The organism is Burkholderia sp. Tr-20390 (assembly GCF_017104595.1).
Classification (GTDB): domain Bacteria; phylum Pseudomonadota; class Gammaproteobacteria; order Burkholderiales; family Burkholderiaceae; genus Burkholderia.
Genome location: NZ_JAAGPC010000223.1, coordinates 1 through 12,417 on the forward strand (window position 1 = coordinate 1; position 12,417 = coordinate 12,417).

The 12,417-nt window shown below is 67.8% G+C and carries 12 protein-coding genes and 1 pseudogene; 1 reads left to right on the plus strand and 12 read right to left on the minus strand.

Features of this window, described 5'->3' with window-relative positions; translation table 11 throughout:
• The 12 genes and pseudogenes from G3N98_RS34920 to hutH form a co-directional block, all read right to left on the minus strand.
• Positions 1 to 217, minus strand: a pseudogene (locus tag G3N98_RS34920) (aspartate aminotransferase family protein); the annotation flags it as partial.
• 28 nt (positions 218 to 245) lie between these two features.
• Entirely contained in the window at positions 246 to 1,583 is a 1,338-nt protein-coding gene (locus G3N98_RS34925; protein WP_089431274.1) for a glutamine synthetase family protein, read from the minus strand.
• A 12-nt stretch (positions 1,584 to 1,595) separates the two neighbouring features.
• A complete protein-coding gene (locus G3N98_RS34930) occupies positions 1,596 to 2,402 on the minus strand; it encodes a gamma-glutamyl-gamma-aminobutyrate hydrolase family protein (RefSeq protein ID WP_206150682.1) in 807 nt (268 codons plus the stop codon).
• 168 nt (positions 2,403 to 2,570) lie between these two features.
• On the minus strand, positions 2,571 to 2,795 hold the full coding sequence (locus G3N98_RS34935; RefSeq protein ID WP_206150683.1) for a hypothetical protein: 225 nt from the start codon (positions 2,793 to 2,795) through the stop codon (positions 2,571 to 2,573).
• A gap of 166 nt (positions 2,796 to 2,961) precedes the next feature.
• Complete coding sequence (locus tag G3N98_RS34940) at positions 2,962 to 3,117, minus strand: hypothetical protein (protein ID WP_206150684.1); 156 nt, start codon at positions 3,115 to 3,117, stop codon at positions 2,962 to 2,964.
• A gap of 44 nt (positions 3,118 to 3,161) precedes the next feature.
• Positions 3,162 to 3,959 (minus strand): N-formylglutamate deformylase, encoded by a 798-nt coding sequence (gene hutG / locus G3N98_RS34945; protein ID WP_206150685.1) that lies wholly within the window; start codon positions 3,957 to 3,959, stop codon positions 3,162 to 3,164.
• A gap of 59 nt (positions 3,960 to 4,018) precedes the next feature.
• On the minus strand, positions 4,019 to 5,395 hold the full coding sequence (locus G3N98_RS34950; RefSeq protein ID WP_206150686.1) for a formimidoylglutamate deiminase: 1,377 nt from the start codon (positions 5,393 to 5,395) through the stop codon (positions 4,019 to 4,021).
• A 4-nt stretch (positions 5,396 to 5,399) separates the two neighbouring features.
• Entirely contained in the window at positions 5,400 to 6,623 is a 1,224-nt protein-coding gene (gene hutI, locus G3N98_RS34955; RefSeq protein ID WP_089495183.1) for an imidazolonepropionase, read from the minus strand.
• Between the two features lie 4 nt (positions 6,624 to 6,627).
• On the minus strand, positions 6,628 to 7,239 hold the full coding sequence (locus G3N98_RS34960; protein WP_206150687.1) for a HutD family protein: 612 nt from the start codon (positions 7,237 to 7,239) through the stop codon (positions 6,628 to 6,630).
• Between the two features lie 2 nt (positions 7,240 to 7,241).
• The gene (gene hutU / locus G3N98_RS34965; protein WP_206150688.1) at positions 7,242 to 8,930 is read right to left on the minus strand and encodes a urocanate hydratase; all 1,689 of its coding nucleotides are present in this window, start codon (positions 8,928 to 8,930) and stop codon (positions 7,242 to 7,244) included.
• 39 nt (positions 8,931 to 8,969) lie between these two features.
• The gene (gene hutC / locus G3N98_RS34970; protein WP_069248398.1) at positions 8,970 to 9,665 is read right to left on the minus strand and encodes a histidine utilization repressor; all 696 of its coding nucleotides are present in this window, start codon (positions 9,663 to 9,665) and stop codon (positions 8,970 to 8,972) included.
• Positions 9,666 to 9,669: 4 nt separating this feature from the next.
• Positions 9,670 to 11,193 carry a histidine ammonia-lyase gene (hutH, locus tag G3N98_RS34975; protein WP_089425799.1) on the minus strand — a complete coding sequence of 508 codons (1,524 nt, stop codon included), beginning with the start codon at positions 11,191 to 11,193 and terminating at the stop codon, positions 9,670 to 9,672.
• A gap of 212 nt (positions 11,194 to 11,405) precedes the next feature.
• Here hutH and G3N98_RS34980 point away from each other — a divergent pair, with 212 nt between their 5' ends.
• Positions 11,406 to 12,326: a glutamate/aspartate ABC transporter substrate-binding protein gene (locus G3N98_RS34980; protein ID WP_206150689.1), complete on the plus strand. Its 921-nt coding sequence runs from the start codon at positions 11,406 to 11,408 to the stop codon at positions 12,324 to 12,326.
• Positions 12,327 to 12,417 lie beyond the last annotated feature (91 nt).

Genomic DNA, 12,417 nt, shown 5'->3' on the forward strand with positions numbered 1-12,417 from the left:
CGTAGCCGACGTTCACGCACCAGAGGCCGGCCATCCCGTCGATCACCTTGTTGCCGTCCGAGTCCCACAGGTAGACGCCGTCGGCCTTCACGATCACGCGGCTGCCTGCACGGTTCAGCGCGCCCATATCGGAGAACGGGTGGATGTGGTGCGCGGCGTCGAGCGCACGATAATCCGCGGTCGATTGCGGCGATACAGCGTCATTTCTATCGGTCATGTTTCCTCCGGATAACCGTGCCGCACGCTCAGACGTGCAGCAGCAAATGCCTGCGCTCCCACGAGCTGATCACGCGGAAGAACGCTTCGTATTCGGTGTCCTTCAGCGCCAGGTACGCTTTCACGAACTTGTCGCCGAGAATGCCGGCCAGCGGCGTGCAGGCCGCCATCAGCGAGATGCCCTCCTCGAGATTGCGCGGCAGCTGGTACGGCAGGTTGTAGCCGTCCGACGCGATCGGCTCGGTCGGTGCGAGCTGCTGGGTCAAGCCGAGATAGCCGGCCGCGAGCGTCGCGGCGAACGCGAGGTACGGATTGCAGTCGACGCCCGGAATCCGGTTCTCGATGCGGCGCGCCGACGCGCCCGACTGCGGAATGCGGAAACCGACCGTGCGGTTGTCGTAGCCCCACTGCACGTTGATCGGCGCGGCCATGAAGCGCGACAGGCGGCGATACGAGTTGATGTACGGCGCGAAGATCGGCATCAGTGCGGGCGTGTACTTCTGCAGCCCCGCGAGATAGCTGTGGAACATCGGCGACACCGTACCGTCCTCGTTGGAGAACAGGTTGCGCCCGGTGCGCGCGTCGGCCAGGCTCTGGTGGATGTGCATCGCCGAGCCCGGCTCGTCCTGCATCGGCTTCGCCATGAAGGTCGCGTACATGTTGTGGCGCAGCGCCGCCTCGCGCACGGTGCGCTTGAACAGGAACACCTGGTCGGCGAGCGACAGCGCATCGCCATGCACGAAGTTGATCTCCATTTGCGCGGCGCCGACTTCGTGGATCAGCGTCTCGATATCGAGCCCCTGCATCTCGCAGTATTCGTAGATGTCCTCGAACAGCGAATCGAACTCGTTCACGGCCTCGATCGAATACGACTGCCGGCCGGTCTCCGCACGCCCGGTGCGGCCGACGGGCGGACGCAGCGGCAAGTCGGGATCGGCGTTCATGTCGACGAGATAGAACTCGAGCTCGGGTGCAACGACCGGCTGCCAGCCCTTCGCCTTGTACAGGTCGAGCACGCGTCGCAACACATAGCGCGGCGAGATCTCGACCGGCGAGCCGTCGAAGTGCACGCAGTCGTGGATCACCTGTGCGGTCGGGTCGACGGCCCACGGAATCAGGCAGATCGTCGACGGATCGGGCACGCACACCATGTCGGGGTCGGTCACGCCGGTGAGCGTGCCGTCCTCCGGATAGTCGCCGGTGACGGTCTGCACCATCACGGCCTGCGGCAGGCGCATCGATTCGCCGGATTCGAACTTGTTGCGCGGAATGATCTTGCCGCGCGCAATGCCGGCCATGTCGGGAATGATCGCCTCGACCTCGGTGATGCGGTGCTGTCGCAGGAATTCGCTCAGTTCGGGTTGCATGATCGGCCTCTATCAGTCGACGTCGGATGCGGCCGGCGACGGCATCGCGCCACTGGCCGCATGAATGCGATGCGTCATGCGCGCGCGGCACGCCGCGCCGAATGCCGCGAAGATATCGCGCGACAGCGGCTGCTCCGCGTAGCGCCACTCGGGATGCCACTGCACGCCGAGCGCGAACGCGCGCGCGCCGCGCACGCTGACGGCCTCGACCAATCCGTCGGGCGCACTGGCTTCGACGACGAGCCCCGCGCCGAGTTGCGCGATGCCCTGGTCGTGCAGCGAATTGACCGTCGCTTCGTGCGCGCCGCGCGCGACCCGCTGCAGCAGGCCGCCCGGCGCGAACTGCACGACGTGCGCCGGGCCGTACTGCCGTTCGAGCGGATCGGCGGGCCGCTCGCGGTGATCGTCGAAGCCGGTGGTCGCGTGCAGCCGCTGATGCAGCGTGCCGCCGTAGGCGACGTTCAGCTCCTGCATGCCGCGACAGATCGCCAGCACGGGCACGCCCGCGTCGATCGCCGCACGGATCAGCGGCAGCGCGGTCGCGTCGCGCGCGGGGTCGTGCAACGTGTCGGGCGCGCTCGCGGCGCCGCCGTAATGATGCGGCTCGACGTTCGAATAGCTGCCGGTGAACAGCAAGCCGTCGACTGCCGCGACGATCGCATCGGCCGGCTGGCGCGCGCCGAGCGCGGGCAGCACGAACGCAAGCGCACCGGCGCCGTCGACGAGCGCGGCCAGGTACTTCTCCCCCGCCGTGTGGTTCGGATGCGCACCGCACAGGATGCGGTCGGCGGTGACGGCTACGATCGGGCGCGCACGCATGGGCGGCTCTCCGGTAATCGCGCGCGACTCGTTCGCACGCGGGACGTTGAAGGTTCGCGCCGGCGCCGTACGCGCGCGCCATGACGCGGCGCATGCCCATGCGCGATCCTGCCGCGCGGACGATGCGGCAACAGGCGGTGCGACCCGGAACGGAAACGGACAACGACGCTAGGGCAACAACGATGCGCTGCCGTCGCACTGCACCGCGCTGAACACATGCGCGGACACGAGATTGAAGCGGCGCAGGCCGCGATGGGAAATGGCGAAGAAACGAGGCTCGCGCAAAAAGGCGGCACGCGTGCCGCGATCAGCATGCCGGGACGGCCCGGCCTGAGGCGGCGCGCCCGCCGACGGACTTCGCGTCCGGCGTATCGAAGGGCTGGCGGCTTTCACGATCGTACTCGACTGACTGATGAAGGCAGGACACGTGTCGCGATCAAGCGCATGCGGCAATGCCGCGCGGCGACACGTCGGCAAGGTGTCTCGGAACGCATTCCGGCGAGTTGCGGCCACGATCGATGGCCCCGCCGCACGTGCGCGCGTGACGACTTCCTGACATTCAGCTTATATCACCTAAAGATTGCGTCAAATTTTCAGGTGCCGATGACGTCATCGAACTGACGAAAGCCATCCGAAAAAAAACGGCATCGATCCCGTGGATCGATGCCGTGTTGTGCACTGCATCGGTGCGGCATGCTGTGTGCAGGCGGGTCATGACGCGCCTGCTCCGCCGCGCTGCCGCATCCGTGCGGCCCGCGTTCAACGATGCGCGAGCGCGGTTTCGACGAGCGACTGCAATAGCGGCACAATCCGCGCCGCACGCGCTTCGTCATACGCGTAAGGACGCGTCTCTTCCATGTAGGTGATCTGCGAGAGCTCGAGCTGCACGGCCTCGACGCCGGTAGCGGGCATGCCGTAGTGACGCGTAATGTAGCCGCCCTTGAAGCGCCCGTTCGCGACCGCCGTATAGCCGCCCTGTTCGAGCACGCGCGCGGCCAGCGCCTCGGCCAGGCCCGGCGCGGCACTCGCGCCGCTCGACGTGCCGAAGTTGAAGTCAGGCAGGCGGCCGTCGAAGAAGCGCGGCACGTGCGAGCGGATCGAATGCGCTTCCCACACGAGCACGCGGCCGTGCTCGCGCTTCAGGCGTGCCACCTCGCCTTGCAGCGCCTCGTGATACGGCAGCCAGTAGCGATCGCGGCGACGCATGATCTCGTCGTTGCCGGGCAGCGCGTTCGCCGGATACAGCGGCGCCTTGTCGAACGTATCGACCGGCACGAGCCCCGTCGTGTCCTGCCCCGGGTACAGGTTCTCGTTGTCGGGCGGACGGTTCAGGTCGACGACGTAACGCGCATGCGACGGTACGAGGATCGATGCGCCGAGGTCGGCCGCGAATCCATACAGCCGTTCGAGATGCCAGTCGCAATCGTCGACGAAGCGCGCGTCGGCCGTCATCGTCGCGGCGATGTCGTCGGGAATGTACGTGCCTGCGTGCGGAATCGAGATCAGCAGCGGCAGCGTGCCCTGCTTCAGCGTGAATACAGCCGGTTGTTCAGTCATGTCGCATCACCGTTGGAGGTCTGCCGGCGCACGCTTGCGGCGTGCGCCGGTTGCGCGCGTCAGCGCAGCAGTTGCGCCAGCGCGGCGCGGTAGTCGGCATACGCGACGGCTTCGTCGCGATGACGGCGGCCGCTCACGACGCGCTCACCGCCCGTGTAGACGTCGAGCACCGGCGTGTCGCCGTGCTCCGCGAACACGATACCCGACAACCACGACGAGCTGTCGTGTTCGGCGATCGCCGGATGATCGGGATCGAGCACGAGCCAGTCGGCGCGGCACCCTTCACGCAGCGCACCGACACGCCGCCCGCTGGCCTGGGCGCCACCGGCGAGCGACGCGTCGAACAGGCGATCGGCGACATGCGCCTGCGACTCGCTCGCCAGCACGTTGCGCGCGCGATGCACGAGCCGTTGCCCGTATTCGAGCAGGCGCAACTCCGAGCGCCAGTCGACCGACGCGTGGCTGTCCGAGCCGACGCCGATCACGCCGCCCTGCGCGAGATAGTCGACAGCGGGGAACACGCCGTCGCCGAGGTTCGCTTCGGTCGTCAGGCACAGGCCGGCGACCGCGCGGCGCTTCGCGAGCGCCGCCGTTTCAGCCGCGTCGACGTGCGTCGCGTGCACGAGACACCAGCGCGCATCGACGTCGAAGCGATCGAGCAGCCATTGCACGGGGCGCGCGCCGTACGCACGCACGCAGTCGTCGACTTCGGCCGTCTGCTCGGCGATATGGATATGCACGGGGGCATCGTCGGGCAGCCCTGCGAGCAGCACGCGCAAGCCGTTTTCGGATACCGCCCGCAGCGAGTGCGGTGCAACGCCGTAGCGCAGCCCGCCGTGCTCCGGCGCCACGCGGCGCATCGCGTCGAGCAGTTCGAGCAGGCCGTCAGGCGTATTGATGAAGCGGCGCTGGTCGTCACGCGGCGGCTTGTCGCCGAAACCGGCGAACTGGTACGACACCGGCAGCATCGTGATGCCGATGCCGGCCGCGCGCGCGGCGTCGATCACACGCGTGCCGAGCTCGGCGATCTGCGGATAGCGCGAGCCGTCCTGCGTGTGATGCACGTAGTGGAATTCGCACACCGACGTGTAGCCGCACTTGAGCATCTCGACATACAGCCAGCGCGCGATCGCGGCAAGCGCGTCGGGCGTGATCTTCAGCGCGAAGCGGTACATCAGGTCGCGCCAGCTCCAGAAGCTATCGGACGGATTCGCGCGATATTCGGTGAGCCCCGCCATCGCGCGCTGGAACGCGTGCGAATGCAGGTTCGGCATGCCGGGCAGCACGGGCCCCGCCGCGCGAGCGACGCCCGCGGGTGCGTCGGTGTCGGGCGTCACGCCGGTCAGCGTGCCGGCCGCGTCCCAGCGCAGCAGGACGTTACGGCGCCAGCCATCGGGCAGGTACGCATGGTCTGCGAACAACGTGGTGTCGGTCATGAGGCTATCCATTCATCCGGCGAAACACGGTCGTGCCGCCACGTACGACCTGCTCGCACAGCGGCCGGCCGATCCAGTAGGCGAGCTCCGCCAGCGAGCCGACCGACCACGCGGCGAAGTCGGCCTGGCGACCGACCTCGAGCGCGCCGTGGCGATCCGCGCGGCCGAGCGCCGCGGCCGCATGGCGCGTGACGCCCTGCAGCACTTCGGGCACCGTCATGCGGAACAGCGTGCAGCCCATGTTCAACGTCAGCAGCAGCGATTCGAGCGGCGACGTGCCGGGGTTGTGATCGGTCGCGAGCGCGATCGGCACGCCGTGCTTGCGCAGCAGCTCGATCGGCGGCAGTTGCGTCTCGCGGATGAAGTAGTACGCGCCGGGCAGCAGCACGGCAACCGTGCCGGCTGCCTTCATCGCCTCGATGCCGGCTTCGTCGAGAAATTCGAGGTGATCGGCGGACAGTGCGCGATAACGCGCGGCCAGCGCCGTGCCGCCCGCGTTCGACAGCTGCTCCGCATGCAGCTTCACGGGCAGCCCGCGCCGCGTCGCGGCCTCGAACACGCGCTCGGTCTGCGCGAGCGAAAAGCCGATGCGTTCGCAGAACACGTCGACCGCGTCGACGAGCCCTTCGTCGGCCAGCGCCGGCAGCATCCGGTCGCACACTTCGTCGATGTACGCATCCGCACGGCCCGCATATTCGGGCGGCAGCGCGTGCGCGCCGAGGAAGGTCGTGTAGACGCTGACCGGAAAGCGTTCGCCGAGCTGGCGTGCAACGCGCAGCATCTTGCGTTCGCTCGCGAGGTCGAGCCCGTAGCCCGACTTGATCTCGATCGCGGTCACGCCTTCGGCGAGCAGCGGCTGCAGGCGTGCTGCAGCCTGCACGAACAGCGCCGTCTCGTCGGCCGCGCGCGTCGCGCGCACCGTCGACACGATCCCGCCGCCCTGCCGCGCGATCTCCTCGTAGCTCACGCCCGCGAGGCGCTGCGCGAATTCGTCGGCACGCGTGCCGCCGTACACGAGGTGCGTATGGCAGTCGACGAGGCCCGGCGTCACCCACGCGCCGTGCAGATCCTCGCGCTGCCAGTGGGCGTAACCGTGCGGCAGCGCGGACATCGCGCCGAGCCAGACGATCGTGCCGGTTTCGTCGACGGCGATCGCCGCGTCGTCGATCGTCTCGTCAGGATGGCCGTGCGGACACAGCCTCAGGTGATGCCAGACAGTCGGTTTCATGCGTTCAGTCTCGTTCGCCGATGGCGAGCGACACGGCGAGCAACGCGCCGCTCCCGCTCACGACGACGTCAAACGCACGCCGCGGCCCGTCGAGCCGCAGCGTGTCCATTTCTTCCAGGGTGTAGCGTGTGCCGTCGATTTCGACCGCGGCGTCGCCGGCCGCGCAATGCAGCAGCACGGTATCGGCATGCTCGATGCGGTGCGCGCCTGCGCGCCATACGTCGAGCGCGCCGCGCGCGGCCGAACGGCGCGTCATCAGGTTGAAGTCGCGCGTCGCGCCGTCGTGCAGCGTCGCGTCGATCGCCGCTTCCCCCACAAAATCCGCGCGGGCCAGCGGCGCGTCGAGCACGTGGCGGGCGCCGCCTGCCTCGGCGAGCGTCATGCCCGCGCCGGACAGCAGCACCAGCGTGCGGTCGATCCCGTCGAAACGCGAGAACGGCCCGGCCGTGCCGACGTCGGCGACGCTCACGCGCCACGCAAATGCGTCGAGCGCGGCGCCCGGCGGGAACGCGCCGATCTCGCGCGTCACGCCGCCGCCGTTCTTCCATGGCGACGCGACGAGATCCGCTGCGCGGATCATCGTCGCAATCGCCGGCGCCGGGTGGAGCGCCGTCATGCTCAGCGGCCGAGCATCGGCAGCTTCAGGCCGGCTTCGCGGGCCGTCTGCTGCGCGAGTTCGTAGCCGGCATCCGCATGGCGCATCACGCCCGTCGCCGGGTCGTTCAGCAGCACGCGGCCGAGGCGCTCGTGCGCTTCGGCGGTACCGTCGGCGACGATCACGACGCCCGAGTGCTGCGAGAAGCCCATGCCCACGCCGCCGCCATGGTGCAGCGACACCCACGATGCGCCGCCTGCGGTGTTCAGCAGTGCGTTCAAGAGCGGCCAGTCGCTCACGGCGTCCGAACCGTCCTTCATCGATTCCGTCTCGCGGTTCGGGCTGGCGACCGAGCCGGTGTCGAGGTGGTCGCGGCCGATCACGATCGGGGCCTTCAGCTCGCCGTTCTTGACCATCTCGTTGAACGCCTGGCCGAGGCGATAGCGATCCTTCACGCCGACCCAGCAGATCCGTGCCGGCAGGCCCTGGAACGCAATGCGTTCACGCGCCATGTCGAGCCAGTTGTGCAGGTGCGGATCGTCGGGGATCAGCTCCTTCACCTTCTGGTCGGTCTTGTAGATGTCTTCCGGATCGCCCGACAGCGCGACCCAGCGGAACGGGCCCTTGCCTTCGCAGAACAGCGGGCGGATATAGGCCGGCACGAAGCCCGGGAAGTCGAATGCGTTCTCGACGCCCATTTCCAGCGCCATCTGGCGGATGTTGTTGCCGTAGTCGAGCGTCGCCGCGCCGCGTTCCTGCAGTGCGAGCATCGCGCGCACCTGGACGGCCATCGACTGCTTCGCGACCTTCACGATGCTCTGCGGATCGACCTTCTGCGCTTCGCGCCATTGCGCGACGGTCCAGCCTTGCGGCAGGTAGCCGTTGATCGGGTCGTGCGCGCTCGTCTGGTCGGTCACGCAATCCGGCGTGATGCCGCGCGTGACGAGTTCGGCGAACACGTCGGCCGCGTTGCCGAGCAGGCCGATCGACACCGGCTTGCCGGTGCGCTTCGCTTCCTCGATCAAGCCGAGCGCCTCGTCGAGCGTCGTCGCCTTCTTGTCGACGTAGCGCGTCTTCAGGCGGAAGTCGATGCGGGTCTCGTCGCATTCGACCGCGATCATCGAGAAGCCGGCCATCGTCGCGGCCAGCGGCTGCGCGCCGCCCATGCCGCCGAGGCCGCCCGTCAGGATCCAGCGGCCCGACGGATCGCCGTTGAAGTGCTGGTTCGCGACCGAGAAGAACGTTTCATAGGTACCCTGAACGATGCCCTGGCTGCCGATGTAGATCCAGCTGCCGGCCGTCATCTGGCCGTACATCATCAGGCCCTTGCGATCGAGCTCGTGGAAGTGATCCCAGTTCGCCCAGTGCGGCACGAGGTTCGAGTTCGCGAGCAGCACGCGCGGCGCATCCTTGTGCGTGCGGAACACACCGACCGGCTTGCCCGACTGGATCAGCAGCGTCTCGTTCTCCTCGAGATCCTTCAGCGATGCGAGGATCTGGTCGTAGCATTCCCAGTTGCGTGCCGCGCGGCCGATGCCGCCGTACACGACGAGCGCATGCGGATGCTCAGCGACTTCCGGGTCGAGGTTGTTCTGGATCATCCGGTAGGCCGCTTCGGCCAGCCAGGTCTTGCAGACTTTCTCGCTGCCGCGCGGCGCGCGGATCGTGCGCGTCGGATCGAGACGGGGATCGATGTGTTTCGGATGGTTCATGACGACTGCTCCCGAAGGAAAATGACTATCAAATAGGAATCAGAAATGCCCGGTGAAGCGATAACGGCTGCCGGGATGCCACAGATTCGCCACCGAGGCGACGACGCCCTGCGACCAGGTGCGTCGATGTAAAACCAGACACGGCTCGACGTCGTCCATCCGCAGCTGCTCGCGCCGCTCCGGCGCCGGGGCCGCCGCTTCGATCCGGTACTCGACGCGCTGCAGCGGAGCCGCGCGCATCAGGTACAGGTTCGGCGTCGTGTTCGTGAAATCCTGCTCGGCGTAATCCGGCGCGACCGCCGGATTCACCCATCGTTCTTCGAGCTGCACGGGCTCGTCGTTCTCGAAGTGCAGCACCTGCGAATGAAACAGCTTCGTGCGCACGGCGACCTGCATCTCGTCGGCGAGCGCGTCGTCGGCGCGGATCGTGTCGAGGCCGAGCACGCTGGCGTGATACGCATGCCCGCGTGCGCCGACTTCCTCCGAGATGCTGCGGATCGCCACCAGCGTCGACTCGTACTTCGGCCGCGCGACGTAGGTGCCCGCCCCCTTCATGCGCGTGAGCACCTGCTCGGCCGTCAACTCGCGCAGCGCGCGGTTGACGGTCATGCGCGCCACCTTGAATTCGCGCGCCAGCTCGTTCTCGGACGGCACCTGATCGCCCTCCTCCCACTCGCCTGCGTGGATGCGGGCCAGGATGAAATCCTTGATCTCCTGGTAGACCGGCGCGCTCATGGGCTTACTGTTCCGACGCGAACGAGAACGGCGCGACCTTCGCGAACGCGCGCTCGCCGACCAGCTTGGCGATCACGGCGATGTCCGGTGCGAAGTAGTGATCGAGCTCGTAGTGCGCGACCTTGGCGCGGATCGTTTCCATCACCGGCGCCAGCTTCGGGCTCGTGTGGTACGGCGCGCGCAGGTCGACGCCTTGTGCGGCGGCCAGCAGTTCGATCGCGAGGATGTGCTTCGTGTTGTCCGCGATGTCGGCGAGCTTGCGCGCGGCAAACGTCGCCATCGACACGTGGTCTTCCTGGTTCGCCGAGGTCGGCAGCGAGTCGACCGACGCCGGGTGCGCGAGCGTCTTGTTTTCCGATGCGAGTGCGGCCGCCGTCACGTGCGCGATCATGAAGCCCGAGTTCACGCCGCCGTCCCGCACGAGGAACGGGGGCAGGCCCGACAGCGTCGCATCGATCAGCAGCGCGATGCGGCGTTCGGCCAGTGCGCCGATTTCCGCTGCGGCGAGCGCGAGATTGTCGGCCGCGAATGCGACGGGCTCGGCGTGGAAGTTGCCGCCCGACAGCACTTCGCCGGTATCCGGGAAGATCAGCGGGTTGTCCGACACGGCGTTCGCTTCGACCAGCAGCACGTCGGCCGCATGGCGCATCTGGTCCAGGCACGCGCCCATCACCTGCGGCTGGCAGCGCAGGCTGTACGGGTCCTGCACCTTGTCGCAGTCGCGGTGCGACTGGTTGATCGGCGAGCCTTCGAGCAGGTCGCGATACGACGCGGCCGCGTCGATCTGGCCTTGGTGGCCGCGCAGCTCATGAATGCGTGCGTCGAACGGCTTCACCGAGCCGGCAGCCGCGTCGACCGACAGCGCGCCGGCGACGAGCGCGGTGCGGTACAGGTCTTCGATCGCGAACATGTTGTCGAGCGCCAGCGCGGTCGATGCCTGCGTGCCGTTCAGCAGCGCCAGGCCCTCCTTCGCCTGCAGCGTCAGCGGCGCGAGGCCCGCGACGCGCAGACCGTCGATCGCGCTTGCACGCTCGCCGCGGATGAACACTTCGCCGACGCCCAGCAGCACGGCCGACATGTGCGCGAGCGGCGCGAGGTCGCCCGATGCGCCGACCGAGCCCTTCACCGGGATCAGCGGCAGCACGTCCGCGTTGAACAGCTTGATCAGCGCGTCCATCACTTCGCGACGGATGCCCGAGTGGCCGCGGCCGAGGCTCGACAGCTTCAGCGCCATCAGCAGGCGCACCGACGAGCGTGCCATCGGCTCGCCCACGCCGACCGCGTGCGACAGCACGAGGTTCTTCTGCAGCAGTTCGAGCTGGTCGTGCGGGATATGCGTGCTGGCCAGGCGGCCGAAGCCCGTGTTGATGCCGTAGGCCGGCTCGCCCTTCGCGGCGATGTCGGCGACGGCCTTCGCGCCGGCGTCGATCTTCGCGAAGCTGGCCGGGTCGAGCGCGAGCTGCACGGATTCGCGTGCGATCTGGCGCAGTTGCGGGAGGGTCAGATGGCCGGGGGTCAACGTAATCATGTGAGCAATCCTGTCTAGACAAGTTCGGAATGGATTGAAGTGTAGCCACGCCAACTTGTCTAGACAACCCGTTTTTCACCGATTTCGACTCGGGAGTTTCCCTGATGCCCGGCGCGGCCCGCCCCTTCAGCCCGTGTGATCCGGCTCTTAACAGTTGTTGCAATTATTTTTTCTTTGGCAACATACGGATCATTACTGCCACGGAGACCGCCATGCCCTTCCCGTCCCGATTCGCCATCCGGTTCGGCCGCCCCCTGCTGTTCGCCGCGTGCGCACTCGCGTGCGGCGCGTCGCTCGCCGCGGAGCCGCTGTCCGGCACGCTCGAGAAGATCCGGCAGAGCAACCTGATCTCGATCGGCCACCGCGAAACGTCGGTGCCGTTCTCCTACGCCGACGCGAACGGCAAGGTCATCGGCTTCTCGCAGGACCTGTGCGACCGCGTGATCGCCGCCGTGAAGGCGCGCACCGGCAAGCCCGACCTGCAGGTGCGCTTCATTCCCGTCACGTCGCAGAACCGCATTCCGCTCGTGCAGAACGGCACCGTCGATCTCGAATGCGGCGTGACGACCAACCTCGCCGCGCGTCACGCGCAGGTCGCGTTCTCGACCACCTTCTTCGTCGCGACGACGCGCCTGCTCACGCGCACGACGTCGGGCATCCGCGACTTCCCCGATCTCGCCAGCAAGACGGTCGTGACGAACCAGGGCACGACGTCCGAGCGCCTGCTGCGCAAGATGAACGAGGAAAAGAAGATGAACATGCAGATCATCAGCGCGAAGGACTACGGCGAAGGACGCCTCACGCTCGAATCGGGCCGCGCGGCCGCGTACATGATGGACGACGTGCTGCTCGCGGGCGTGCGCCAGCTCGCCGCGAAGCCGGCCGACTGGCGGATCGTCGGCACGCCGCAATCGTCGGAAGCCTACGGCTTCATGCTGCGCAAGGACGATCCGCAGTTCAAGGCGCTCGTCTACGGCGTGCTCGTGCAGTTGATGAAGCGCGGCGAGATCGACGCGCTGTACGACAAGTGGTTCATGAAGCCGGTGCCGCCGAAGGGGCTGTCGTTCGACTTCGCGATGAGCGACGTGATCAAGGCGCGCTATGCCGCGCCGAACGACGCGCCGCTCGAATGAGCGCCGCGCGCTGACCGCGGCTCACGCACGCGTCCACGCGACGCATGCCGCATAGCCGGGCGCCGCGTCGAGCCACGCCGCATCGAACGCC